This window comes from Pseudomonas sp. 37 R 15 (genome assembly GCF_900004865.1).
Taxonomy (GTDB): domain Bacteria; phylum Pseudomonadota; class Gammaproteobacteria; order Pseudomonadales; family Pseudomonadaceae; genus Aquipseudomonas; species Aquipseudomonas fluorescens_AM.
The window spans coordinates 215,159-239,710 of record NZ_CVTV01000046.1 but is presented as its reverse complement, the minus strand read 5'-3'; the positions used below and the strand labels follow the sequence as shown (position 1 = coordinate 239,710).

Sequence of the window (24,552 nt, the reverse complement as noted above, 5' to 3'; positions counted from 1 at the left end):
TGGAAAATCATCGCCCATTGAAATGAAGATCAACGTGGGAGGGGGCTTGCCCCCGATGAGGGTAGGTCAGTTGATAAATGTTTAACTGACCCACCGTCATCGGGGGCAAGCCCCCTCCCACATTGTTTAACCGAGTACACCGGCCCCCCTCACGGGGCGGCCAGAAGGCCGAAACAACAAAAAACCCCGCCTGCATCACTGCAGGCGGGGTTTTTCAGTAGCCGGGTGAGGCTGGCTTACATCATGCCGCCCATGCCACCCATGCCGCCCATGTCTGGCATACCGCCACCACCTGCGCCTTCAGCCTTTGGCTTCTCAGCGATGGCAGCTTCGGTGGTCAGGATCAGGCCGCCGATGGAAGCAGCTGCCTGCAGTGCGGAACGAGTCACCTTGGTTGGGTCCAGGATGCCCATTTCGATCATGTCGCCGTAGACGCCAGTCGCAGCGTTGTAACCGTAGTTACCTTTGCCGTTCTTGACTTCGTTGACCACAACGCTTGGCTCGTCGCCGGAGTTGGCAGCGATCTGGCGCAGCGGTGCTTCAACGGCACGGCGCAGTACAGCGATACCGACATTCTGGTCAGCGTTGTCGCCGGTCAGATTGGTCAGGGCTTCCAGAGCACGGATCAGCGCAACGCCACCGCCAGGTACCACGCCTTCTTCAACGGCTGCACGGGTTGCGTGCAGGGCGTCTTCAACGCGGGCCTTCTTCTCTTTCATTTCAACTTCGGAACCGGCGCCAACCTTGATCACTGCAACGCCGCCGGACAGTTTGGCCAGACGCTCTTGCAGTTTTTCACGGTCGTAGTCCGAGGAAGTCTCGGCAACCTGGGTACGGATCTGAGCGATACGCGATTCGATGTCACCTTCAACGCCAGCACCGTCAACGATGATGGTGTTTTCCTTGGAGATGGTCACGCGCTTGGCGCTACCCAGGTTTTCCAGGGTGGCGCTTTCCAGGCTCAGGCCGATCTCTTCGGAGATAACGGTACCGCCGGTCAATACGGCGATGTCCTGCAGCATGGCCTTGCGACGGTCGCCGAAGCCTGGAGCCTTGACGGCTGCGACTTTGACGATGCCACGCATGTTGTTCACAACCAGGGTCGCCAGGGCTTCGCCTTCAACGTCTTCGGAGACGATCAGCAGCGGACGGCCGGCTTTGGCAACGGCTTCCAGTACAGGCAGCATTTCGCGGATGTTGGAGATCTTTTTGTCGACCAGCAGGATCAGCGGGCTGTCCAGCTCGGCAACCATGGTGTCCGGCTTGTTGACGAAGTACGGGGACAGGTAGCCACGGTCGAACTGCATGCCTTCTACAACCGACAGTTCGTTTTCCAGGCCCGAGCCTTCTTCAACGGTGATCACGCCTTCCTTGCCGACTTTTTCCATGGCTTGGGCAATGATGTCGCCGATGGAGCTGTCGGAGTTGGCGGAGATGGTGCCTACCTGAGCGATAGCCTTGGTGTCAGCGCATGGCTTGGACAGGTTTTTCAGCTCGGCAACGATCGCGATGGTCGCTTTGTCGATACCGCGCTTGAGGTCCATCGGGTTCATGCCGGCAGCGACGGCCTTGTAGCCTTCGTTGACGATGGCCTGAGCCAGGACGGTAGCGGTGGTGGTGCCGTCGCCGGCGTCATCGTTGGCACGGGAGGCAACGTCTTTGACCAGCTGCGCGCCCATGTTCTCGAAACGGTCTTCCAGTTCGATTTCCTTGGCTACGGAAACGCCATCCTTGGTGATGGTCGGAGCGCCGAAGCTTTTCTCGATGATCACGTTACGGCCTTTCGGGCCCAGGGTCGCTTTTACTGCGTCAGCCAGGACGTTGACACCGGTGAGCATTTTCTTGCGGGCGGAATCGCCGAATTTAACTTCTTTAGCAGCCATGATCGATATTCCTTAAATACTTTGTAGTAACGGGAAAATGAGCGGGAAAATCAGCCTTCCAGTACAGCGAGAATTTCGTTCTCAGCCATTACCAGCAGGTCTTCGCCGTCGACTTTCACAGTGTTGCTGCCGGAGTAAGGGCCGAAAACAACCTTGTCACCCACTTTCACGGCCAGCGCACGTACTTCACCGTTTTCCAGGGTCTTGCCTGGGCCAGCAGCGACGATCACGCCGTGGTTGGCTTTCTCAGCAGCCGAACCTGGCAGGACGATCCCACCGGCGGTTTTCTTTTCTTCTTCGCTGCGACGGATGACGACGCGGTCGTGCAGAGGACGAAGCTTGCTCATTGTCGATCTCTCCTAATTGTGTTTTTCATCGGCCGGTATCAATTCCGGCGGGTTAAATTCCGGCGGTGCCGGTCGCGGCTCGCTGGGCGAACCGCGGAAGTCTGTCTAGTGTCACCACCAGAAACCTTGCGGTGACCGTTACATAAGGGCGCCCAGGCTTATTACAAGGGGCAGCGAACGAATTTTTTTTGTGTGTTGATCAGGAATGAATGCAACACGGCACCCGAAGGTGCCGTGCCGGTGAGGTCTTTATTTGCTGTCGCGGTGTTCGAACTCGCCTTCGATCACATCGCCTTCCCGCCCCAGGGGCTGGCGCGGGGCCGGACCGCCACGGGGTTGCAGGTCTTCGGCAAACGCGCGCTGGCGCATGGCCGCTTCTTCGGCACGCTGGCGCATCTTGCCGGCCAGCAGTTTGCGCGTGACCGGCAGCAGCATCACCAGACCGACCACGTCGCTGATAAAGCCCGGCAGGATCAACAGGCCACCGGCCAGGGCCATCATCAGGCCTTCAAGCATGGTCTGGGCGGGCAGCTCACCGCGGTTCAGGCTTTCACGGGCGCGCAGGGCCGTCGCCAGGCCGGCGACGCGCAGCACCAGAACGCCGAGCATCGAGCCGAGAATGATCAGTAACAGTGCCGGGAAAAATCCGATCGCACCGCTGACTTGAACGAATACGAACAGCTCCAGCACCGGGAACAATAGAAAAAGCAACAAAAAAGGGCGCATCAAATGGTTCCTCAACGCAAGAATGCCTTGCTAGTTCACCTTAGATGACGTCGCCTTTTCGTGAATTCAAGCGCGAACGTCTGATTTTTTCGGCCAGGTCTGCGCGTGAGCCAATGAAACCAGGGCTTCGCGTACTTGTGTCGGTGTGTTGCAAGACTCGGCAAACGGCAACCAGTGCAGGGACTGGCCAATGCGCAGGTGCATGCCTTCGCTGTCGATGCCGGCCAGTTGCGCAGTCTCGGTCGTCGGTAAACCGGCGAGGTCGACGTAATGGGCGATGGCCTTGGCGTGATCGCTGTTCATGTGTTCGATCATGCTGCGCTCGGCCTTGCCCGCGAACGGATTGGCCAGGGTCAGTTGATCGACCCAGTGGATCGCGCCAAACCCACCGATATAACGGTGGCGCACCGGTTTGAGCACCCAGAAATCGAAATCGTGGGCCTGGTGGTAATTGGCCGAGTCAGGGAAGTAGCGGTAGTAGCGCTCGGCAGCGGCTTCGATGCTGGCGGCGTCTTCCAGCTTTTCGGCTTGCGCCAGGTAGGTCAGGCGCCCGACGGCCTGCACATCGTCGGCTTCGCGCTCACCGACCAGCAACGAACACTTGGGGTCGTTCTGCAAATTGTGCGTGTGCTGGGCGATGCGACTGATCAGGATCAGCGGCTGGCCGTGCGCGTCGAGGCAGTACGGCACGACCGAACCGAAGGGAAAACCGGGCATGGCTTTGGACAGTGTGGCCAAGGCCCCACGGTATTCCTTGAGCAACAGCTCTCGGGCGTTCCTGGCAACGTGCGCGCTCACTGTATGACTCCTGGGTTGTTCCGCCGCCCATGGCATATGGGAATGGATCTCAACACAAGGTAATCAATATCCACGCAGGTTGCCAGCGTGTCGCTTTACCAGGCCACACCAAAGCCTGCGGTGTAGCGGGTCTTGCTCAAGCTGCTGTCGGAGTCGCCGCTGATGACATCGCGTTCAGCCTTGAGATTGAGCGACGCCCACTCGGTGACTTTGTAGCGCAGGCCCATCTCGGCATCCAGGGAATAGTCGGCCGGACCGTCCAGCGGCTTGCCCAGCTCGCCGTTGGTGAAGAACTCAACGGTCTTGCCCACCAGGTAGCGGTTGTAGTTCCACTTCATGGCCAGGGAGTAGAAGTTGTCCTTGCCGCCATCGGCGTATTCGTAATCGGTGCGGTTGACCAGCGAGCCGAGGGAGAACGCGCCGAGTTCATCGTCCCAGAACTGATAGCCAGGGCCCGTACCGACGGTGCGTTGACGTGCCAGGTCTTCGACCTTGTCTCGCTTGTAGGTCAGGCGACCCTGCCAGAACCAGTGCTCGGTGATAAAGCGGTCCAGGTCGTATTCCAACGCCCAGTTGTCGGTGGTGGTGACGTCGTCCTGGAACTCGCGGTTGTATTCGCCCTTACCCGTGTGGCGCCACTGGCCGTGACGGGCTGAAGTCTTGAAGTCGATGTCGTAGTCGTTGGTGTCTTTGTCGGCGCGCTTGTAGTCCAGCGCCAGGTCGATGTTGCCCTTCCAGACCAGATCTTCGATCACAGGCTTGGGCTTGAGGATCTGCTGGATGCTGGCCAAGTCCACAGTCTTGGGCGCTTCGCCATTGGCCAGCACGACTTTGCCATCCTCTGCAGGCTTGAGGGACTTGGCCTTTTCGCCGTCGTAGGCGTCCTGCTTGACCAGCAACTCCTGATCGCTCTCCAGGGTTTTCACCTGCTTCCAGTCCACCGGGATCGCCCCGCCGTAGCTGGTCTGGATCAGCAGCTTGCCGCCGTCGAAGACTTTTATCTTGCCGGTCAGGCGGTCACCGTTTTTCAACCAGACGGTATCGGCGAGCAGGGGCGTGGAAGCACTGAGGACAGCGAGGCACAGCAGGGTTCTGGACAACATAAGCGGATACGGGGCTCGGGGTTGGCGAAAAGAAGAGGCTATCGTGTTAGATAGCCTGAACTGACTCAACTATTTATATTGAGTTCCATGCTCGACGCCAAGCTTACAGACGTTTCTCACAAAAACACCGATGTTCTCAACGGACAGCCTCGCAGTGAATGAACCCGCCGACACCCCGCAAAACCCCGCCGAAATGCGCCGCACCGCACTTTACCTGACGTTGTCGCAGGTGCCTGAAGGCTGCGTGGTCAGTTACGGCGAGTTGGCGCACCTGGCAGGCTTGGGGCGCGCCGCGCGCTGGGTCGGACGCACCTTGAGCCAGCTCCCCGCAGATACCCGATTGCCCTGGCACCGTGTGCTGGGTGCCGGTGGTCGGATAAGCCTGCCGCTGGGCAGTGCATCCGGTGACGAGCAACGTGCGCGTTTACGTAGCGAAGGCGTCACTATCCTGAACAATCGTGTTGATATTCAGCGCCATGGCTGGCGTCCGGTAGAGCACAGCGGTTAGAGTGCGCGCTTTGTTTCCGCAAATCTGAGGCAGACTCCAGCCCATGCCCCGTAAAACCTGGCGCGCCGCGCTCGCCGCCTATGCCAGCCCCTCGACGTTAGTGCTGTTGTTGCTCGGTTTCGCTGCCGGCCTGCCTTATATGTTGGTGTTCTCGACGCTTTCCGTGTGGTTGCGCGAAGCAGGCGTTGCCCGCGAGACCATCGGTTATGCAAGCCTGATCGGGCTGGCCTACGCCTTCAAATGGGTCTGGTCGCCGCTGCTCGACCAATGGCGCCTGCCATTGCTCGGAAAACTCGGGCGCCGGCGTTCCTGGCTGGTGCTCTCCCAGTCGCTGGTGATCCTCGGATTGATCGGCATGGGCTTTTGTGACCCGCAAAAACACTTGTCCTGGTTGATCGCCATTGCCGTCGTCGTTGCATTCGCGTCGGCCACCCAGGACATCGCCGTCGATGCCTACCGCCTGGAAATCGCTGACGACAACCGCCAGGCCGCCCTGGCCGCCAGTTATATGTCCGGTTATCGCATCGCCGCCCTGCTGGCCACGGCCGGTGCGCTGTTCTTTGCAGAGGGCTTCGGTTCCACCGGTTTCAACTATAAACATTCGGCCTGGACCGGCACCTATGTGCTGTTCGGCGTGTTGATGGTCCCGGCGCTGCTCACCACCTTGTTCATGCGCGAACCCAACGTGCCGCTGCGCACCCAGTTGCAGGCCGGGCGCTACAGCTTCGCGCATCAGCTGGTGTCGGTGTTCGTGCTGATCGTGCTGCTGGTGTCCGTGCCGGCGATGTTTACCCAGCTGTACAACACTGACTTCGCCAGCGTGCTGTTCGAGGGCGTGAGCCTGTGGGAATTGTTGATGGAAGACCGCGCATTCCTGCGCGCCATCCTCTATATCCTGCTGACTGCGATGTGTCTCTCCGCCATGGGCCGGCGCGGCCTGGCGCCGGTGCTGACGCCGGTCAACGACTTTATCCTGCGCTACCGCTGGCAGGCGTTGCTGCTGCTCGGGTTGATCGCCTCCTATCGCATGTCCGACACCGTCATGGGCGTGATGGCCAACGTGTTCTATATCGACCAGGGTTTCACCAAGGACCAGATTGCCGGGGTCAGCAAGATCTTCGGCCTGATCATGACCCTGATCGGCGCCGGTATGGGTGGCCTGTTGATCGTGCGGTTCGGTATCCTGCCGATCCTGTTCATCGGCGGCGTGGCCTCGGCCGGCACCAATCTGTTGTTCGTGATGCTCGCCGACATGGGCCCCGACCTGCAGATGCTGATTGTCACCATTTCCCTGGATAACTTCAGCTCGGGCCTGGCCACATCGGCATTTGTCGCCTACCTGTCGAGCCTGACCAACCTCAAGTTCTCCGCCACCCAATACGCCCTGCTCAGCTCGATCATGCTGTTGCTGCCGCGCCTGATCGGCGGGTATTCGGGGGTGATGGTGGAGAAGTTCGGCTATCACAACTTCTTCATGATCACCTGCCTGCTGGGGGTGCCGACGCTGTTCCTGATTGCGCTGCACTGGTTCCAGGAAAACCGCCGCGCCCGGTTGAATCCACCTGCAGAAGACTGAAATGTGGGAGGGGGCTTGCCCCCGATTGCGGTGGGACAGCTGAGTATCTCGTCGCTCAAACACCGCTATCGGGGGCAAGCCCCCTCCCACATTCGGATCTTCTACAGTCAGTCAGATCCCCCGCAATGTCACGCCTGTACTCCAGCAGCAACCGCCCGTACAATCCCAAGTCATTTCAAGTCCAAGCAACCGACAACGGCCTACCATGCGTACCAGTCAATATTTGCTCGCCACACAGAAAGAAACGCCTTCCGACGCGGTTGTGATCAGCCATCAGCTGATGCTGCGCGCCGGCATGATCCGCAAACTGGCCTCGGGCCTGTACACCTGGCTGCCCATGGGCTTGAAGGTGATGCGCAAGGTCGAAGCCATCGTTCGTGAAGAAATGAACGCCGCCGGCTCTCTGGAAGTGTTGATGCCGAGCACCCAACCGGCTGAACTGTGGCAGGAATCCGGACGCTGGGAAGAGTACGGCCCCGAGCTGCTGCGCTTCAAGGACCGTCATGGCCGCGATTTCTGCGCCGGCCCGACCCACGAAGAAGTCATTACCGACCTGATGCGCAATGAGTTGAGCAGCTATAAACAATTGCCGCTGAACCTGTATCAGATCCAGACCAAATTCCGTGATGAGATCCGCCCACGCTTCGGTTTGATGCGCGGCCGTGAATTCATCATGAAGGACGCCTATTCGTTCCATGCCGACCAGGCGTCGTTGCAGGCGACCTACGACCGCATGCACCAGGCCTACTGCAATATCTTCACGCGCCTGGGCCTGAAATTCCGCCCGGTTGAAGCGGACAACGGCTCCATCGGCGGTGCCGGCTCCCACGAGTTCCACGTGCTGGCCGAATCCGGCGAAGACGACATTGCGTTCAGCAATGGTTCGGACTACGCGGCGAACGTCGAAAAAGCCGAAGCCGTACCGCGCGAAACCTCGCGCCCGGCGCCGGCTGAAGAGCTGCGCCTGGTCGATACCCCGGACACCAAGACCATCGCGGCCCTGGTGGAAAAATTCAATCTGCCGATTGAAAAGACCATCAAGACCCTGATCGTGCGTGCCGAAGAAGAAGGCAAGCTGATCGCCCTGGTGATCCGTGGCGACCACGAGCTCAACGAAATCAAGGCGGCCCAGCAGCCTGGCGTGGCAAGTCCGCTGGTCATGGCCACCGATGCCGAACTGCGCGACGCCATTGGCGCCGGCGCCGGTTCCCTCGGCCCGCTGAACCTGCCGCTGCCGATCATCATCGACCGTTCCGTCGAGCTGATGAGCGACTTCGGTATCGGCGCCAACATCGACGACAAGCACTACTTCGGCGTGAACTGGGAGCGCGACCTGCCGGTTCCGACGGTGGCTGACCTGCGTAACGTCGTGGCCGGCGACCCGAGCCCGGATGGCAAGGGCACCCTGGAGATCAAGCGCGGCATCGAAGTCGGGCACATCTTCCAGCTGGGCAACAAGTACAGCAAGGCGATGAAGTGCGAAGTACTGGGCGAGAACGGCAAGCCGATCACCCTGGACATGGGCTGCTACGGCATTGGCGTTTCCCGTGTGGTCGCCGCTGCCATCGAGCAGAACAACGACGAGAAAGGCATTATCTGGAGCGACGCGCTGGCGCCGTTCCAGGTTGCGCTGGTGCCGTTGCGCTATGAAACCGAGCAAGTACGCGAAGCCACCGACAAACTGTATGCCGAACTGACGGCCGCCGGTTTTGAAGTGCTGCTCGATGACCGGGACAAGAAAACCAGCCCGGGCATCAAGTTCGCCGACATGGAGTTGATTGGCATCCCGCACCGGATCGTGGTCAGTGACCGCGGCCTGGCCGATGGCAATCTGGAATACAAGAGCCGGACCGAAGCCGATGCCCAACCGTTGCCGGTGGCTGACGTGCTGTCTTTCCTTCAGGCGCGTATTCGTCGCTGAAAACCAGATCAAGAGAAGTCATGTTCAAGCGAAACACCAGAGCCCTGGGGGGCGCCGCCTTGTGCGGCGCCCTGCTGGTCAGCGGCTGCGCCAACCAGATGTCGCAACGCAGTGAGCACGAGGAGCGGGTCGAGCGCAAGTTGCTCGACCACAGCCTGCAGATCGATGTGGGTGAGCCCAAAGTGCTGGAGCTGCCGCAACGTCGGGTTCGGATTCACGAGCAAAAGACTTTCGAGGTCACCGAATTCGAAGTCACAAGACGTTACGACCGCTACACGCCCTACCAGCCCTGGCGCAAACTCTATGAGATGCCACTGGGTGCCGTTGCGTTGGTGGCCGGCGCGGGGGCCAATGTGGCGAATATCTTCGCCCTCGGCAACCTGCCTGCCAGCATGACGCACGATTGGCTGAGCTACGGCGTGGACGGCATCAACCCGTTCATGAACGTGCAATCCCACGGTCGTGCGCAGCAGAACCTCGCGGCTATCGATGAAGTGCAGCGTGACAAGCGCTTGGAATATTCGAGCCTGCCCTGGAGCGAACGCCCGGTACAGGTCACCGCCGGCAAACAGACCCATGAACTGACCACTGACCGCGACGGCGTCCTGCGCCTGAACCTGTTGGACAGTCCGTTTGCCGAGCAGGACCTGAACCGCGTCACCACCTTGAAGATCAGCGTGGAAGACGGCCAGGACGATGTGCACACGGATTCGACCCTGGCGATCAGCAACACCCTGCGCGGCAAATTGCTGGAAGCCCATGGCCTGATCTATGACGATTTGGAAGACGACGAAGTCAACCAGTGGGTGCACCGGGTCAAGCGCCTCTCGGAGCTGGGCCTGGAAGAAGAAGCCAGCGAGCTTGAGCAAAGCCTGATTGAACTGACGCGCAACGATCCGGAATTGCAGCAGGAGTTTTTGCAGGCACTGGCCAAGGATGCGGGGCGACTCGTCGCAGATCCTGGCCCACGCTGAGTTTTCAGACCGTTCAAAGATCCAAATGTGGGAGGGGGCTTGCCGCCGATTGCAGTGTGTCAGTCAGTACATCTGACACTGACACCCCGCTATCGGGGGCAAGCCCCCTCCCACATTTGGATCTCTCTCATTTTTTAATCCCGGGTTCTACCAGGGGTTCTACCAGGACAACTCGAGCTGTTCGTTGCCGCTGCTCAAATCCAGCAACCTCACCCCGATCCCCAACAATCGCACTGGTTTCCCACCACGGTTGAACGCCTGGGTCATCAGCTGTTCATAACTCTGCAGATCCCGACCTGCCCCGGCCTGCTCCAGGGTGGTCTGGGTGAAGTCATGGAACTTGACCTTCACGAACGGCTTGCCTGCCCGGTAGCTGCTGTCGATACGCGCCATGCGCCCAGCCAGGGTTTCCATCAACTCAGGCAGCTTGGCCAGACAGCTGGAAAGATCCGGCAAGTCCACATCGTAGGTATTTTCGACACTGATAGATTGCCGCCGACTGTCGTTCTGCACCACGCGGTCATCGATCCCACGGGCAAGGCTCCAGAGACGCTCCCCGAAACTGCCGAATTCGCGCACCAGCGCCAGCTTGTTCCACTCACGCAATTGCAGGCAATCCTCAATGCCCAGGCGCGCCAGCTTGTCGGCGGTGACCTTGCCCACTCCATGCAATTTACTCACCCGCAACTGCGAGACAAAATCTTCGATCTGGTCCGGGGTAATCACAAACAGGCCGTTGGGTTTCTTCCAATCGCTGGCGATCTTGGCCAGAAACTTGTTGGGCGCCACGCCGGCAGACACGGTGATGTGCAACTGATTGGACACACGCCGGCGAATGTCCTGGGCGATGCGCGTGGCACTGCCGCCAAAATGCGGGCTGTCGGAGACGTCGAGGTAGGCTTCATCCAGCGACAACGGCTCGATCAGGTCGGTGTAGTCGCGAAAGATCGTCTGGATTTCCTTCGACGCTTCTTTATAGGCATCCATACGCGGCTTGACGATCGTCAGGTCCGGGCACAGCTTCAACGCGTGACGCGATGACATCGCCGAGCGCACCCCGTAAGCCCGCGCTTCGTAATTGCACGTAGCGATCACCCCCCGCCGATCTGCCGAGCCACCGACAGCCAAGGGTTTTTGCGCCAGGCTCGGGTCGTCGCGCATCTCGATGGCGGCGTAGAAGCAATCACAGTCGACGTGGATGATTTTGCGCTGCGTCATATAAACGGGGTGTGAATCAACGGGTGGCCAGTATCGCATTCACCCCTGTATATAGCACCAGTAGTTTGAATCTTCCGCCTGAGCGGTAGGAAATATCCAAGATGAATTGGTTTTCTCAATCGAGTTCGACCTTCCAATAGAGCTGAAAGCCCTGGCCTGACTGGCCCCGCGCCCTTCGCAAGCCTGCCTTGGAGAGCTAACCAATTGAACCACAAGCGCTTTTGTTCGATTTTAGGGTTGACACACTCGCGTTCCTCTGTAGAATGCCGACACACAGACGCGGGATGGAGCAGTCTGGTAGCTCGTCGGGCTCATAACCCGAAGGTCGTCGGTTCAAATCCGGCTCCCGCAACCAAACATCAAAAAAGGCTACTCGAAAGAGTGGCCTTTTTTGTGCGTGCCTGTTTTTACCCCCTCCCCTCAATGGGCGGTGCCAAGGCCTTGATTTTGAATAAAACCCACTTATTTGAGCCATTGCAGCATTAACGGTTGACACCTCGGCGCTGGACTGTAGAATGCCGCCCACAGACGCGGGATGGAGCAGTCTGGTAGCTCGTCGGGCTCATAACCCGAAGGTCGTCGGTTCAAATCCGGCTCCCGCAACCAAACATCAAAAAAGGCTACTCGAAAGAGTGGCCTTTTTTGTATCCGGTGAAAAAGTTCTTCTGAAACAATGGCATGGCATCTTTCATGAAACCGTAGACGGTTTGCAGAGTCCATCTCATTGCACGCTATGCTCAATGCTCAAGCGCTACCCTCTACGACCAATGGCCGCAGTCGCCGCACTCGGTGATCCGCGTTAATATTTGTAATTATTTTGTCCATAGGGATTGGTAACTTGGCTGGATACCCCCATCCTGTCGCGCACAATCCACGAGGTGATTGATGCGCGCCAACTCGTCTGAACCACAAGACACTGTCACAGCGGAACAACCGATCCCTCCCACCCGTTTGCGTTGGTTGGATCTGTTGAGCAAATACCGTCAGCCCATCGGCCTGGCCGTGACCTTGCTGCTGTTTGCCATTGCTCTGATCGCCTGCCGACATCTGTTGTTGGAACTCGATCTCTACGCCCTCCACGACTCGATCCTGGAAGTCCCCAAGCCTGCCTTGCTCGGCGCGTTTGCGGCGGCGGTGGCCGGTTTCATCATTCTGTTGGGCTATGAATTTTCCGGCGCACGTTATGCCGGCGTGAAACTGCCCGCCAAGACCCTGGCACTGGGGGGCTTCACCGCCTTTGCCATCGGCAACGCCATTGGCTTGTCGATGCTCTCGGGCGGCTCGGTGCGCTACCGTCTCTATGCACGCCACGGCATCGGTGCTTCGGAAGTCGCGCACATGACCGTGTTCGCCAGCCTGGCGCTGGGCTGCGCGCTTCCCCCCCTGGCCGCTTTGGCCACACTGAGCAACCTGCCGGCGGCATCGACCTACCTGCATTTATCGCAAAGCCTGCTGGGCGGTGTTGCCGGTGCTGTACTGCTGTTGTCGGCCATGCTGTGCATCGGCATCTATCGCCGTCGCCTGCCGGAACAACCCTACCCGGATAACCTGCTGGTCAAGGCCGGGCGCCGTACCCTGCGCCTGCCTGGCCGGCGCTTGACGTTCCTGCAGTTGATCATCACCGCACTGGATGTCGCCGCCGCGGCCACCGTCCTTTATCTGCTGCTGCCGGAAGCGCCACCCTTCGGCCCGTTCCTGCTGGTGTACCTGCTGGCCCTGGCCGCCGGCGTACTCAGCCACGTACCGGGTGGCGTGGGGGTGTTCGAAGCGATCCTGCTGGCGGCCTTCGCCGACAAACTCGGCGCGGCGCCACTGGCCGCCGCCCTGCTGCTGTACCGGATGATCTACGTGGTATTGCCGCTGCTGATCGCCTGTATCTTCCTGCTGGTCAACGAGGCCCAGCGCCTGTTCCAGACCCAGCAGAGCCTGCGCGTCGCCTCCGGCCTTGCGGCACCGGTGCTGGCCGTACTGGTTTTTTTGTCCGGCGTGGTCCTGCTGTTTTCCGGCGCCACGCCGGAGATCGATTCACGCCTGGAAAACATCGGCTTCCTGATTCCCCACCGCCTGATTGACGCGTCGCACTTCGGTGCCAGCCTGATCGGCGTGCTGTGCCTGCTGCTGGCCCAAGGCTTGCGTCGACGTCTGTCGGCGGCCTGGATGCTGACCATGGTGCTGCTGCTGGTAGGCGCCCTGCTCTCGTTGCTCAAGGGCTTCGACTGGGAAGAAGCCAGCCTGATGACCATGACCGCCGTGCTGCTGGCGATCTTCCGACGCTCGTTCTACCGCGCCAGCCGCTTGACCGAACTGCCCTTCTCGCCGCTGTACCTGGTGGCCAGCGTGTGCGTGCTGGGCGCGTCGATCTGGCTGCTGCTGTTCGCCTATCAGGACGTGCCCTACAGTCATCAACTGTGGTGGCAGTTCACCCTCGATGCCAACGCCCCACGCGGCTTGCGTTCGTTGCTGGGTGCCGCCGTCCTGCTGGTGATCGTGTCGCTGACCTGGCTGCTGCGTACCGCACGCCCGGTCATCCATCTGCCGACCCCGGACGAACTCGAGCGCGCCTCCAAAATCCTGATGGCCTCCTCGCAACCCGACGGCGGCCTGGCGCTGACCGGCGACAAGGCGTTGCTGTTCCACCCTAATGATGAAGCCTTCCTGATGTATGCCCGTCGAGGGCGCAGCCTGGTGGCCTTGTATGATCCGATCGGGCCGACCCAGCCGCGCGCCGAGATGATCTGGCAGTTCCGCGACCTGTGCGACATTCACCACGCACGGCCGGTGTTCTATCAAGTGCGCGCCGAGAACCTGCCGTACTACATGGATATCGGACTCACCGCGATCAAGCTGGGCGAAGAAGCCCGCGTCGACCTGAAACGCTTTGACCTGGAAGCCAAGGGCAAGGAAATGAAGGATTTGCGCTACACCTGGAACCGTGGCACCCGCGACGGTCTGTCCCTGGAAATCTGCGAGCCAGGCACGGCGCCGATGGATGAATTAAAAGTTATCTCGGACGCCTGGCTAACCGGTAAGAATGTGCGCGAAAAGGGCTTCTCCCTGGGCCGCTTCAGCGACGACTACCTCAAGCACTTCCGTATCGCGATCATTCGCTTCGAAGGGCGCCCGGTGGCCTTCGCCAACCTGCTCGAGACGTACAACCATGACCTGGCCAGTCTCGACCTGATGCGCGCCCACCCGGACGCACCGAAGCTGACCATGGAGTTCATGATGGTCGGTCTGATTCAACATTATAAGAGTCACGGCTACGCCCGCTTCAGCCTCGGCATGGTGCCGTTGTCGGGCCTGCAACCCCGGCGTGGCGCGCCACTGACCCAACGCTTGGGCTCGATGGTGTTCCGCCGTGGCGAGCAACTGTATAACTTCCAAGGTTTGCGCCGCTTCAAAGACAAGTTCCAGCCTGACTGGGAACCCCGTTACATGGCCGTGCCCGCAGGACTTGATCCGCTGGTGGCACTGGCCGATACCGCCGCCCTGATCGCGGGCGGCTTGACTGGATTGGTGAAACGCTGATGATTCGACGCTCCTGGCGGTATGTATTGGCTGTTGTGGTGCTGCTCGCGCTGATCCTGGGCGGCGGTTACTGGTACTGGAACCGCCCTGCTCCACAGCCGACCCTGGAGCAAATGCCCCAGGCCGATGGCTCGGTGATGACCCGCGTCAGCCCTGCCGGCGCGGTGAAGGCCCGCGTGGCAGTGGCCGTGATGGCCGACGAAACCCTCACCGACAGCCAACTGATCGCCCTCAGCCAGGGTGGCTCGGCGCAGCTCGTTCAGGTGATTCTGCCCAAGGATGACTGCAAGCTGCAGGCGCAAGCGCTGCAGAGCGCCCTGGCCCAGCTTAAAGGCCCGGCGACCCTGGTCAGCGGCATTGGCCCTGGCGCAGCGCTCGCCTGGCGCTGGCTGGCCACACAGAACGACGACAAGGCCAACGCCATTTCCGTCGGCTTTGCCCTGAAACAGGAAGGCTGCAACGACCCGCTGCCGAAAACCGCCGCCCATGGCAACTGGCTGGTGGCCTGGAATGACAACCCTGACGATGAAAGCGCCAGCTTCGTACGTGACACACCGCGTGCCACCACCAGCATCAGCGACTACGACATTCATTACCCGCAAGTGCTGAACAACGAGCTGCGCAAGCAGCTGGTAGGTTCGGACAACGGGGGCCTGGCGATTCCAGTGGTGGAAGTGCCGGCCGGTCAGGCCAAAGACACCGTGACCCTGTTCCTCTCCGGTGACGGCGGCTGGCGTGACCTGGACCGCGACGTGGCCGGCGAAATGGCGAAGATCGGCTACCCGGTGGTCGGCATCGACACCCTACGCTACTACTGGCAGCACAAAACCCCGGAACAAAGCGCCAAGGACCTTACCGAACTGATGCAGCACTACCGGCAGAAATGGGGCACCAAGCGCTTCGTGCTGACCGGTTACTCGTTCGGCGCCGACGTCCTGCCGGCCATCTACAACCGTATGCCGGCAAACGAACAGCAACGCGTCGACGCGATCATTCTGCTGGCCTTCGCCCGCACCGGCAGTTTTGAGATTGAAGTGGAAGGCTGGCTGGGCAACGCCGGCAAAGAAGCCGCGACCGGCCCGGAAATGGCCAAGCTGCCCCCCGAAAAAGTGGTGTGCATCTATGGCGCGGAAGAAGTCGACGAGAGTGGCTGCACCGACAAGACTGCCGTGGGCGAAGCCATGAAGCTGCCCGGTGGGCATCACTTCGATGAGAACTATCCGGCGCTGGCCAAGCGGTTGGTGGATATCATCGTCAAGCACCAGGCCAAGACCGAGTAATCCCAGGCTATACACAAAACCAAATGTGGGAGGGGGCTTGCCCCCGATAGCATGGTGTCAGTCAATGATGTTGTGACTGATCCACCGCTATCGGGGGCAAGCCCCCTCCCACAGTTGTATTGCATTGTCAGCTGGATCTAGCGCGGCTCGATATGCGCAATCATCAACTGCACCGTCTCATTGCCACGAAACTCATTCACATCCAGCTTGTAGGCCAACTCCACCCAGCGCACGGTCGGGTTCGGCCAGACTTCACGGTCTACCCCAAACGCAATGCCATCAAGCTTCACCGACCCGCATTCGCTCTTGAGCACCACCTTCAAGTGCCGCTCGCCGACCACCCGCTGTTCCACCAACTGGAACACACCGTGAAACAACGGCTCGGGAAAGTGTTGCCCCCACGGGCCGGCATGGCGCAGCGCGCGCGCCAGTTCCAGGTGAAACTCTTCCACCGCCAGGGTGCCATCGGAGAGCAGCCGCCCGGTGAGGTCTTCTTCGCGCAGTTGCCGACGCACTTCGGCATCGAAAGCCTCGGCAAACAAGGGGAAGTTCGCTTCGGGCAGGGTCAGGCCCGCCGCCATCGCGTGACCGCCGTATTTGGCGATCAGGTTGGGGTGCTGGCTGGCCACCACCGCCAGCGCGTCACGGATATGAAAGCCCTGTACTGAACGCCCGGAGCCCTTGAGCAGGCCATCACCGGCATCGGCAAACGCGATGGTGGGACGGAAATAACGTTCTTTCATGCGCGAGGCCAGAATCCCGATCACACCCTGGTGCCACTCCGGGTCGAACAGGCACAAGCCGTACGGCATTGACTCCACCGGCAAATCCTTGAGTTGAGCCAGGGCTTCGCGCTGCATGCCTTGCTCGATGGATTTGCGGTCCTGGTTCATGCCGTCCAACTGCGCGGCCATTTCCCGCGCCGCGGCAACATCGGTGGTCAGCAGGCATTCGATGCCCAGGCTCATATCGTCCAGGCGCCCGGCCGCATTGAGCCGTGGGCCGAGAATGAAGCCCAGGTCGGTGGAGGTGATGCGGGCATGGTCACGCTTGGCCACTTCAAGGATCGCCTTGATCCCCGGCCGCGCGCGGCCAGCGCGGATACGCTCCAATCCTTGATGCACCAGGATGCGGTTGTTGGCGTCCAGCGGCACCACGTCGGCGACGCTGCCCAGGGCCACCAGGTCGAGCAGTTCACCAATGTTCGGCTGCGGGCTGCTGTCATACCAGCCCAGGCTGCGCAAACGCGCGCGCAGGGCCATCAGTACGTAGAAGATCACGCCCACACCGGCCAGTGCCTTGCTGGGGAACGCACAGCCTGGCTGGTTCGGATTGACGATCGCGTCCGCCGCCGGCAGTTCGTCGCCCGGCAAGTGGTGATCGGTCACCAGCACCTTCAGCCCCGCCGCCTTCGCCGCCGCCACGCCTTCGACGCTGGAGATACCGTTGTCCACCGTGATCAGCAACTGCGGCTCGCGCTGCAGCGCCACCGCAACGATCTCCGGCGTCAGGCCGTAGCCGTATTCAAAACGGTTGGGCACCAGGTAATCGACATGGGCCGCACCGAGCAAACGCAGGCCCAGTGTACCTACGGTGCTGGCGGTGGCGCCGTCGGCATCGAAGTCACCGACGATCAGGATGCGCTGGCGTTGTTCCAGCGCCGTCACCAGCAGGTCGACGGCGGCATCGATGCCCTTGAGCTGCTGATAGGGAATCAACCGCGCCAGGCTCTTGTCCAGCTCGGCTTCCGATTGCACCCCGCGCGCGGCGTAGAGACGGGTCAGCAGCGGGGGCAATTCACCGAGGAATGGCAGGACGGCGGGCAAGGGACGGGGATCGATACGCATGGGACGCTGGGGGGTTCTCTGTAGGGGAATAATAGCTGGCTTCAGGCTTCAAGCTTCAAGCTTCAAGCTTCAAGCTTCAAGCTTCAAGCTTCAAGCTTCAAGCTTCAAGCTTGCAGCTAAAAGCTTGCCGCTTGTAGCTGCAACTCTTCAATCGCGCTCTCCAACGAGCCATTGCAGTTGCACTTCATGCTGGCCACGGTCATCGGTAACGAAGATCGTGCCTTCGCTGATCATCACGTCCCACTTGATCACGCGCGGCATGTCCTTGGCCAGAACCTCCAGAATTTCCTGCGGCACGGCAGCGATATGCACGTTCTTCAGGTTATTCGCCACCGGCACCACCTTGCCTTCCCACACCCGCAGGCTGCCGTAGGCCAGCAGGCTGGTGCGTTCGGTGCGACGCGAGCACCAGGTCAGGCGGTCTGCATCCGGCTGGCCGACTTCGATCCAGTGCAACACCCGATCATCCAGGCTCTTTTCCCACAGGGCCGGCTCGTCGACATCCGACAAGCCACGGCCGAACGCCAACTGCTCGTTGTACCAGAGGGCGTAGGCCAGCAGGCGCACGGTCATGCGTTCTTCGGTTTCCGAAGGGTGGCGGGCGATGGTCTGTTTGACGCTCTCGTACACCGAACGGTCAAGGTCGGTGAGGTTGAGTTCGAATTTGTAGGTCGTGGACGGCTGGGCCATGAACGGGCTCTGGAGACAAGGAAAGGCGGCCAGTCTAACCGATGGCGAGGCCAATCAACGAATACTGCGCTGCATCCAGGCTGCCCGCCTATGTTAAAAAGCAGTACGTCACCGTCCCGCGCGCTCAAGGATCCCCATGTCGCTTAATGCCAAACCACTTGCCGGCCTGAAAGTCATCGAACTCGGCACCCTGATTGCCGGCCCGTTTGCCTCACGTATCTGCGCCGAGTTTGGCGCCGAGGTGATCAAGGTCGAATCCCCGGACGGCGGCGACCCCCTGCGCAAATGGCGCAAATTGTATGAAGGCACCTCGCTGTGGTGGTTCGTGCAGGCGCGTAACAAGCAGTCGCTAACCCTCAACCTCAAGCACCCGGATGGCCTGGCGATCCTCAAGCAATTGCTGGCCGACGCCGACATCCTGATCGAAAACTTCCGCCCCGGCGTGCTGGAAAAACTCGGCCTGGGCTGGGAGACCCTGCACGCACTGAACCCCAGGCTGGTGATGGTGCGCCTTTCCGGCTTCGGCCAGACCGGGCCAATGAAAGACCAACCGGGGTTTGGCGCGGTGGGCGAGTCCATGGGCGGCTTGCGCTACATCACCGGCTTCGAAGACCGCCCGCCCGTGCGCACCGGGATTTCCATCGGTGACTCGATTGCCGCGCTGTGGGCGGTGATCGGTGCGCTGATGGCCCTGCGTCATCGTGAAGTCAACGGTGGCCTCGGCCAGGTGGTGGACGTGGCGCTTTACGAAGCCATCTTCGCCATGATGGAAAGCATGATTCCCGAGTTCGACGTGTTCGGCTTCATTCGCGAACGCACCGGCAATATCATGCCGGGTATTACGCCCTCCTCGATCCACACCAGCGCCGACGGCAAACATGTGCAGATTGGCGCCAATGGCGATGCGATCTTCAAGCGCTTCATGGTCGCCATCGGCCGCGACGATCTGGCGAACGACCCGGCGCTTGCCAGCAATGACGGGCGTGACAGCCGCCGCGATGAGCTGTACGGGGTGATCGATCGCTGGGTCAACGCCCTGCCGCTGGAGCAGGTCATGGCGCAGTTGAATCAGGCCCAGGTGCCCGCCAGCCGCATCTACAGTGCCGAAGACATGCTGGGTGACGCGCAGTTCCTGGCCCGGGAGATGTTCCTCAGCGCGCAACTGCCGGGTGGCAAGGCTTTCAAGATGCCCGGCATCGTGCCCAAGCTGTCGGATACGCCAGGCAGCTGCGAATGGGTAGGACCGCAATTGGGCGAGCACAACACTGTGGTGCTCAACGCTCTGGGCTATGACGCGGCGGCCATCGCCCGCCTGCGTGCCGATGGCGCGATCTGAGCGCGCGCCGTGCCAAATCCCAGGCAAAAAGAAACCCCGAGGAGTGGGGAGACAACTCGGGGTTAAACGTGATCTACAAAGACCAGTACAACAAGCCACAAACACCGGAGCACAATGTTTGCTCTTGCTGTTACAAACTCTGACCGGCCATGCCGTAGGAAGTTTCGAAGGATAAATAATTCTTCATGCGCACACCGGGGTTCGTGTCATGGCGGCGTTTCGCAGGGCTGCGATGACCGAGGGCTCGAGTCGACCTTCGGCAATTTTCAAATCGCGCAGCAGGCAATCCACCACATCCACCAGCGCGCGCTTGTCGGTCAACTGTGCGCGGTTGAATTCGCGCTCGACCATGATGGCGCCACCGGGGTTCTTCACGGTCACCAGGCATTCGCCCTGCGCACCAGAGGTGGTCAGCGTAACCAGATAAGGGCTCAGTGCTTCTTCGAGCAACAGGCTGATACTTTCCATCTCGATCACCACTCAATAGTTCGGGAACAATCGTTTCAACGGGTGCTGCATCTTTCCTAGTGACTGGTTGTGACGTAGGAAAGTTCGCTTTTTCGTCTTTCAAGGGTTGTGCGGGGATGACGTCTCCAGCATGCGCTTGCAACATGACAGGCAAAAAACGGCGACACATAAGTGCTTACGCAATGGGTTGCGGTTTTGGGCTACGCCGAGCGCGCAGGCCAGGCGTGAATCCTATACTCGGTGAGCGCTGATCACCCTGCCGTGCAGGCAGAGTGCATGTCATAAGGCCCTTATTGCGAAGGATGAAAATGATGTTGGAACAAAATGAACAGCAAGCATCGATGGAGAGGATGCATGCCGATGTAAGGCGCATCTATGCCGAAATATCACGCATGCAGGCTGAGCAAGATAAGCTCAAATCGGAATCACTGAAGATAAATTGCGAAACTTTCTGGTACCCCATGGGCGTAGCGATGGCCGTGGTCGCAACGATTGCCTCAATCACTGGAGTGGCTATTAAACTGCTCCTGTAAACAGCACGTTGCCGGGCCTGCCAGAAACAAAAAACGCCGCTGACCCAGGGAAGGGAAAGCGGCGTTGTTGTCTACGCGGTGCGCCTTACAGCGGCTTGCCCCGATTGCCATGCTGGCTGACAAACGCCTGCACAGTCTTCAGGTCGTTAGCCAACACCGTGCAACGCTCTTCGCGCTCGAACAGATCAGCCAGGTGCTGCGGCAACTCCAGGGCCTTGCCAACACCGGCCTTTTCCACCGCCTCGGGGAATTTGACCGGGTGTGCAGTGCCAAGGATCACCATCGGGATATCCAGGCTGCGACGGCACTCGCGGGCGGCCTTCACACCGATGGCCGTGTGCGGGTCAAGCAGCTCGCCGGTCTGGGCGTAGACCTCGGCGATGGTTTCGCAGGTCTGCGCGTCGTCCACCGCCAGGGAGTCGAACAGCTTGCGGGTTTCGGTCCAGCGCTCTTGCTCGACGCTCAAACCGCCACCTTGCTTGAAGCTGTTCATCAGCTCGGCCAACGCCGCGCCATTGCGACCGTGCATGTCGAACAGCAGGCGTTCGAAGTTCGACGACACCATGATGTCCATCGACGGCGACAGCGTGGCGTGCAGGGTTTCCTTGACGTACCCGTTGCCGCTCATGAAGCGGTGCAGGATGTCGTTGCGGTTGGTCGCGACGATCAACTGATTGATCGGCAGGCCCATGTTGCGCGCCAGGTAGCCGGCGAAGATGTCGCCGAAGTTGCCGGTCGGCACCGAGAACGACACCGAACGCGCCGGGCCGCCCAACTGCAGGGAGGCGTGGAAGTAGTAGACGATCTGGGCCATGATCCGCGCCCAGTTGATCGAGTTTACCGCCACCAGTCGCGTGCCCTTGAGGAAACTCTGGTCGGCAAAGCTGTTCTTGACCATTTCCTGGCAGTCATCGAAGTTGCCTTCGATGGCAATGTTGTGGATGTTCTCACCGAAAATGGTGGTCATCTGGCGACGCTGCACCTCCGAGACGCGCTTGTGCGGGTGCAGGATGAAGATGTCGACGTTTTCGCAGTGCTTGCACCCTTCGATGGCCGCCGAGCCGGTATCACCGGAAGTGGCGCCGATGATCACTACGCGCTCGCCGCGTTTTTCCAGTACGTAGTCGAGCAGGCGACCCAGCAATTGCAGGGCAAAGTCCTTGAACGCCAGGGTCGGGCCGTGGAACAGCTCAAGCACCCACTCGTTGCCGTTCAACTGGCGCAGGGGCGCAATGGCGCTGTGGGAAAACACGCCGTACGTTTCTTCCAGGATCTTCTTGAAATCCGCATCCGGAATGCTGCCGGTGACGAACGGGCGCATCACTCGGAATGCCAGCTCGTGGTACGGCAGGCCGGCCCAGGAAGCGATTTCTTCCTGGGTGAAGCGTGGCAGGTTCTCCGGCACGTACAGGCCGCCGTCGGTGGCAAGGCCTGCCAGCAGAACATCTTCGAAATTCAGGGCCGGTGCCTGGCCGCGGGTGCTGATATAGCGCATAGGGGCAAACCTTCGGTTTGGGCTTCAAGCTTCAAGTTACAAGCGGCAAGTTAGAGCGAATCGGCTTTTACTTGCAGCTTGTAGCTAACCGCTTGCAGCTGAATTAATTCAAATGCTCGACGCGGATACGGACCACCGGTCCAACCACGCCCTGGAGCGCTTCGAGTGCTCGGATGGCATCGTTGATATGCTGCTCGAGCACGCGGTGGGTCAGCAGGATCATCGGCACCTGGCCGTTCTGCTCCTCGACTTCCTTCTGCATGATCGACTCGATGTTGATCCCGCGCTCCGACAGGATACTCGCCACCTGGGCCAGCACGCCCGGATGATCCTGGGCCTGGATGCGCAGGTAGTAGGCGCTTTCGCAGGCTTCGATCGGCAGGATCGGGTGGGCCGACAGCGAGTCCGGCTGGAAGGCGAGGTGCGGTACGCGGTTTTCCGGGTCGCTGGTCATGGCGCGAACCACATCCACCAGGTCGGCGATTACCGAGGAAGCGGTCGGTTCCATGCCGGCACCGGCGCCGTAGAACAGGGTGGAGCCGGCGGCATCACCGTTGACCATCACCGCGTTCATCACGCCATTGACGTTGGCGATCAGGCGGTCGGCCGGGATCAGTGTCGGGTGCACACGCAATTCGATACCGGCCGGGGTGCTGCGCGCCACACCGAGGTGCTTGATGCGGTAGCCCAGGGCTTCGGCGTAGTTCACGTCGGCGGTGGTCAGTTTGGTGATGCCTTCGGTGTAGGCCTTGTCGAACTGCAGCGGGACACCAAAGGCGATGGACGCCAGGATGGTCAGCTTGTGGGCCGCATCGATGCCTTCCACGTCAAAGGTCGGGTCGGCTTCGGCATAACCCAGGGCCTGGGCTTCAGCCAGCACGTCTTCGAACGTGCGACCCTTTTCGCGCATTTCGGTAAGGATGAAGTTACCGGTGCCGTTGATGATGCCGGCGACCCAATTGATGCGGTTGGCGGACAGGCCTTCACGAATCGCCTTGATCACCGGGATGCCGCCGGCCACGGCGGCTTCGAACGCCACGATCACGCCCTTCTCACGGGCCTTGGCGAAGATTTCGTTACCGTGCACGGCGATCAGCGCCTTGTTGGCGGTGACCACGTGCTTGCCGTTCTCGATGGCCTTGAGCACCAGCTCGCGGGCTACGGTATAGCCGCCTACCAGCTCGATGACTATATCGATGTCAGGGTTGGTGGCCACGGCGAACACATCGTTGGTAATCGCAATACCGGTCGTTTCGAACTGAGGCTTCGGCGAACGCGTGGCGATCTGCGCCACTTCAATCTCACGCCCTGCACGGCGGGAAATTTCTTCAGCGTTACGCTGAAGTACGTTGAAGGTGCCGCCACCGACGGTCCCTAACCCACAGATGCCTACTTTGACCGGTTTCACTGAAGAACTCCCCATGAAACGGCCGACGCGAGGTCGGCCGTGGAACACAGCCGCACAACTGCGGCTCTCAATTAATGACCCGCCGACGGTTCGGCGGATCATGCTCGTCGAAGGCTCGACGATTAATGCTTACTTGGCACCCAGTGCCAGTTTGGCAACTTGTGGTGCCGGCTGGTAGCCCGGAATCACCTGGCCGTCGGCCAAGACGATGGCCGGTGTGCCGTTCACGCCGATGGACTGGCCCAGGGCGAACTGCTTGGAAACCGGATTGGCGCATTTGGCCGCCTTGATTTCCTTGCCATCGACCATCTTGTCCATGGCCGCTTTCTTGTCGGCCGAGCACCAGACCGCCTGCAACTGCTCATCACCCGGCGAACCCAGGCCCTGGCGCGGGAATGCGACGTAGCGCACTTCCACACCCAGCTTGTTCAAGGCAGGCACTTCGGCGTGCAGCTTGTGGCAATACGGGCAGGTGGTGTCGGTGAACACGGTGATGTGGGTCTTGGTCTCACCGATGGCCGGGTACACCACGGTTTCAGCCACGGGAATACCGTTGATCAGCTTGGATACGCCGAGGCGTTCGGCTTTCTCGGTCAGGTTGACCGGCTTGCCGTCCTTGAGCTGGAACAGGTAGCCCTGAACGATGTACTGGCCATCGGCACTGGCGTACAGCACGCGGCTGCCCTTGAGCTTGACTTCGTACAGACCGGCCATGGGGCTGGCACTGATGCTTTCGATGGGGGTATCGAGTTGCAGGTTGACCAGGCTCTTGCGAATGGCCTGCTCAGCCGCATCGTCGGCGACGGCAAAGGTGGAAACCAACGCAATGGCTGCGGCGGCAATAATCTGGGTCAAGCGCATGGTAACTCCTGAAGGCAGATGCAGGGACGGGTGCAGCTACGCCGATTGGAAA

At 60.4% G+C, this 24,552-nt stretch carries 20 protein-coding genes and 2 tRNA genes; 10 read left to right on the top strand and 12 right to left on the bottom strand.

The window, feature by feature from the left end; all coding sequences use genetic code 11:
• Positions 1 to 236: 236 nt before the first annotated feature.
• The 5 genes from groL to BFQ04_RS13910 all read right to left on the bottom strand — a co-directional run bounded on the left by groL (position 237) and on the right by BFQ04_RS13910 (position 4,857).
• Positions 237 to 1,883, bottom strand: a complete 1,647-nt coding sequence (gene groL, locus BFQ04_RS13930) for a chaperonin GroEL (RefSeq protein WP_065951319.1) — start codon at positions 1,881 to 1,883, stop codon at positions 237 to 239.
• Positions 1,884 to 1,933: 50 nt separating this feature from the next.
• A complete protein-coding gene (gene groES, locus BFQ04_RS13925) occupies positions 1,934 to 2,230 on the bottom strand; it encodes a co-chaperone GroES (protein WP_017846112.1) in 297 nt (98 codons plus the stop codon).
• A gap of 249 nt (positions 2,231 to 2,479) precedes the next feature.
• The gene (locus BFQ04_RS13920) at positions 2,480 to 2,956 is read right to left on the bottom strand and encodes an FxsA family protein (RefSeq protein WP_065951318.1); all 477 of its coding nucleotides are present in this window, start codon (positions 2,954 to 2,956) and stop codon (positions 2,480 to 2,482) included.
• 66 nt (positions 2,957 to 3,022) lie between these two features.
• Positions 3,023 to 3,754, bottom strand: coding sequence for a HugZ family pyridoxamine 5'-phosphate oxidase (locus BFQ04_RS13915; RefSeq protein WP_065951317.1), 732 nt, complete (start codon positions 3,752 to 3,754; stop codon positions 3,023 to 3,025).
• Positions 3,755 to 3,849: 95 nt separating this feature from the next.
• Complete coding sequence (locus tag BFQ04_RS13910) at positions 3,850 to 4,857, bottom strand: DUF481 domain-containing protein (RefSeq protein ID WP_065951316.1); 1,008 nt, start codon at positions 4,855 to 4,857, stop codon at positions 3,850 to 3,852.
• 130 nt (positions 4,858 to 4,987) lie between these two features.
• Between BFQ04_RS13910 and BFQ04_RS13905 the strand changes: the two genes are divergently transcribed.
• From BFQ04_RS13905 to BFQ04_RS13890, 4 genes are all read left to right on the top strand, one after another.
• Positions 4,988 to 5,365 (top strand): MGMT family protein, encoded by a 378-nt coding sequence (locus BFQ04_RS13905; RefSeq protein ID WP_065951315.1) that lies wholly within the window; start codon positions 4,988 to 4,990, stop codon positions 5,363 to 5,365.
• Between the two features lie 43 nt (positions 5,366 to 5,408).
• Positions 5,409 to 6,941, top strand: a complete 1,533-nt coding sequence (locus BFQ04_RS13900; protein ID WP_065951314.1) for an AmpG family muropeptide MFS transporter — start codon at positions 5,409 to 5,411, stop codon at positions 6,939 to 6,941.
• 205 nt (positions 6,942 to 7,146) lie between these two features.
• A complete protein-coding gene (locus BFQ04_RS13895) occupies positions 7,147 to 8,862 on the top strand; it encodes a proline--tRNA ligase (protein WP_065951313.1) in 1,716 nt (571 codons plus the stop codon).
• Between the two features lie 20 nt (positions 8,863 to 8,882).
• Positions 8,883 to 9,836, top strand: a complete 954-nt coding sequence (locus BFQ04_RS13890) for a hypothetical protein (protein WP_065951312.1) — start codon at positions 8,883 to 8,885, stop codon at positions 9,834 to 9,836.
• A 159-nt stretch (positions 9,837 to 9,995) separates the two neighbouring features.
• Here the strand turns inward: BFQ04_RS13890 and dinB are convergent, their stop codons facing one another.
• Positions 9,996 to 11,054, bottom strand: coding sequence for a DNA polymerase IV (gene dinB, locus BFQ04_RS13885; RefSeq protein WP_065951311.1), 1,059 nt, complete (start codon positions 11,052 to 11,054; stop codon positions 9,996 to 9,998).
• Positions 11,055 to 11,332: 278 nt separating this feature from the next.
• On the opposite strand from dinB, the gene BFQ04_RS13880 reads away from it, so the two are divergent.
• From BFQ04_RS13880 to BFQ04_RS13865, 4 genes are all read left to right on the top strand, one after another.
• Positions 11,333 to 11,409: transfer RNA gene (locus BFQ04_RS13880), tRNA-Met, on the top strand.
• A 174-nt stretch (positions 11,410 to 11,583) separates the two neighbouring features.
• Positions 11,584 to 11,660 (top strand) — tRNA-Met (locus BFQ04_RS13875).
• A gap of 279 nt (positions 11,661 to 11,939) precedes the next feature.
• Positions 11,940 to 14,582: a bifunctional lysylphosphatidylglycerol flippase/synthetase MprF gene (mprF, locus tag BFQ04_RS13870; RefSeq protein WP_065951310.1), complete on the top strand. Its 2,643-nt coding sequence runs from the start codon at positions 11,940 to 11,942 to the stop codon at positions 14,580 to 14,582.
• Positions 14,582 to 15,862, top strand: a complete 1,281-nt coding sequence (locus tag BFQ04_RS13865) for a virulence factor family protein (RefSeq protein WP_065951309.1) — start codon at positions 14,582 to 14,584, stop codon at positions 15,860 to 15,862. The genes mprF and BFQ04_RS13865 overlap by 1 nt, the downstream gene beginning before the upstream one ends.
• 137 nt (positions 15,863 to 15,999) lie before the next feature.
• Here BFQ04_RS13865 and recJ read toward each other — a convergent pair whose 3' ends face one another.
• Together recJ and BFQ04_RS13855 are read right to left on the bottom strand one after the other, a co-directional pair.
• Positions 16,000 to 17,709 carry a single-stranded-DNA-specific exonuclease RecJ gene (gene recJ, locus BFQ04_RS13860; protein WP_065951308.1) on the bottom strand — a complete coding sequence of 570 codons (1,710 nt, stop codon included), beginning with the start codon at positions 17,707 to 17,709 and terminating at the stop codon, positions 16,000 to 16,002.
• 147 nt (positions 17,710 to 17,856) lie between these two features.
• The gene (locus tag BFQ04_RS13855) at positions 17,857 to 18,399 is read right to left on the bottom strand and encodes a YaeQ family protein (RefSeq protein ID WP_065951307.1); all 543 of its coding nucleotides are present in this window, start codon (positions 18,397 to 18,399) and stop codon (positions 17,857 to 17,859) included.
• A gap of 136 nt (positions 18,400 to 18,535) precedes the next feature.
• Between BFQ04_RS13855 and BFQ04_RS13850 the strand changes: the two genes are divergently transcribed.
• Positions 18,536 to 19,735, top strand: a complete 1,200-nt coding sequence (locus BFQ04_RS13850; RefSeq protein WP_065951306.1) for a CaiB/BaiF CoA transferase family protein — start codon at positions 18,536 to 18,538, stop codon at positions 19,733 to 19,735.
• 183 nt (positions 19,736 to 19,918) lie between these two features.
• Here BFQ04_RS13850 and BFQ04_RS13845 read toward each other — a convergent pair whose 3' ends face one another.
• Positions 19,919 to 20,203, bottom strand: coding sequence for a DUF3509 domain-containing protein (locus BFQ04_RS13845; protein ID WP_065951305.1), 285 nt, complete (start codon positions 20,201 to 20,203; stop codon positions 19,919 to 19,921).
• A 311-nt stretch (positions 20,204 to 20,514) separates the two neighbouring features.
• Here BFQ04_RS13845 and BFQ04_RS13840 point away from each other — a divergent pair, with 311 nt between their 5' ends.
• Positions 20,515 to 20,736, top strand: coding sequence for a hypothetical protein (locus tag BFQ04_RS13840; RefSeq protein WP_065895132.1), 222 nt, complete (start codon positions 20,515 to 20,517; stop codon positions 20,734 to 20,736).
• An 85-nt stretch (positions 20,737 to 20,821) separates the two neighbouring features.
• Here BFQ04_RS13840 and thrC read toward each other — a convergent pair whose 3' ends face one another.
• The 3 genes from thrC to BFQ04_RS13825 form a co-directional block, all read right to left on the bottom strand.
• Positions 20,822 to 22,231, bottom strand: a complete 1,410-nt coding sequence (gene thrC / locus BFQ04_RS13835) for a threonine synthase (RefSeq protein WP_065951304.1) — start codon at positions 22,229 to 22,231, stop codon at positions 20,822 to 20,824.
• 103 nt (positions 22,232 to 22,334) lie between these two features.
• The gene (locus BFQ04_RS13830; protein WP_065951303.1) at positions 22,335 to 23,639 is read right to left on the bottom strand and encodes a homoserine dehydrogenase; all 1,305 of its coding nucleotides are present in this window, start codon (positions 23,637 to 23,639) and stop codon (positions 22,335 to 22,337) included.
• Between the two features lie 129 nt (positions 23,640 to 23,768).
• A complete protein-coding gene (locus BFQ04_RS13825) occupies positions 23,769 to 24,500 on the bottom strand; it encodes a thioredoxin fold domain-containing protein (protein ID WP_057723916.1) in 732 nt (243 codons plus the stop codon).
• Positions 24,501 to 24,552 lie beyond the last annotated feature (52 nt).

Bases quoted from the DNA above. Each gene is read 5' to 3' on its own strand.
- BFQ04_RS13840 (WP_065895132.1), top strand. From the start codon at position 20,515: ATGTTGGAACAAAATGAACAGCAAGCATCGATGGAGAGGATGCATGCC.
- mprF (WP_065951310.1), top strand. From the start codon at position 11,940: ATGCGCGCCAACTCGTCTGAACCACAAGACACTGTCACAGCGGAACAA.
- BFQ04_RS13905 (WP_065951315.1), top strand. From the start codon at position 4,988: ATGTTCTCAACGGACAGCCTCGCAGTGAATGAACCCGCCGACACCCCG.
- groL (WP_065951319.1), bottom strand. From the start codon at position 1,883: ATGGCTGCTAAAGAAGTTAAATTCGGCGATTCCGCCCGCAAGAAAATG.
- BFQ04_RS13890 (WP_065951312.1), top strand. From the start codon at position 8,883: ATGTTCAAGCGAAACACCAGAGCCCTGGGGGGCGCCGCCTTGTGCGGC.
- BFQ04_RS13865 (WP_065951309.1), top strand. From the start codon at position 14,582: ATGATTCGACGCTCCTGGCGGTATGTATTGGCTGTTGTGGTGCTGCTC.
- BFQ04_RS13910 (WP_065951316.1), bottom strand. From the start codon at position 4,857: ATGTTGTCCAGAACCCTGCTGTGCCTCGCTGTCCTCAGTGCTTCCACG.
- BFQ04_RS13900 (WP_065951314.1), top strand. From the start codon at position 5,409: ATGCCCCGTAAAACCTGGCGCGCCGCGCTCGCCGCCTATGCCAGCCCC.
- BFQ04_RS13850 (WP_065951306.1), top strand. From the start codon at position 18,536: ATGTCGCTTAATGCCAAACCACTTGCCGGCCTGAAAGTCATCGAACTC.
- BFQ04_RS13825 (WP_057723916.1), bottom strand. From the start codon at position 24,500: ATGCGCTTGACCCAGATTATTGCCGCCGCAGCCATTGCGTTGGTTTCC.
- BFQ04_RS13920 (WP_065951318.1), bottom strand. From the start codon at position 2,956: ATGCGCCCTTTTTTGTTGCTTTTTCTATTGTTCCCGGTGCTGGAGCTG.
- recJ (WP_065951308.1), bottom strand. From the start codon at position 17,709: ATGCGTATCGATCCCCGTCCCTTGCCCGCCGTCCTGCCATTCCTCGGT.
- dinB (WP_065951311.1), bottom strand. From the start codon at position 11,054: ATGACGCAGCGCAAAATCATCCACGTCGACTGTGATTGCTTCTACGCC.
- BFQ04_RS13895 (WP_065951313.1), top strand. From the start codon at position 7,147: ATGCGTACCAGTCAATATTTGCTCGCCACACAGAAAGAAACGCCTTCC.
- BFQ04_RS13855 (WP_065951307.1), bottom strand. From the start codon at position 18,399: ATGGCCCAGCCGTCCACGACCTACAAATTCGAACTCAACCTCACCGAC.
- BFQ04_RS13845 (WP_065951305.1), bottom strand. From the start codon at position 20,203: ATGGAAAGTATCAGCCTGTTGCTCGAAGAAGCACTGAGCCCTTATCTG.
- thrC (WP_065951304.1), bottom strand. From the start codon at position 22,231: ATGCGCTATATCAGCACCCGCGGCCAGGCACCGGCCCTGAATTTCGAA.
- groES (WP_017846112.1), bottom strand. From the start codon at position 2,230: ATGAGCAAGCTTCGTCCTCTGCACGACCGCGTCGTCATCCGTCGCAGC.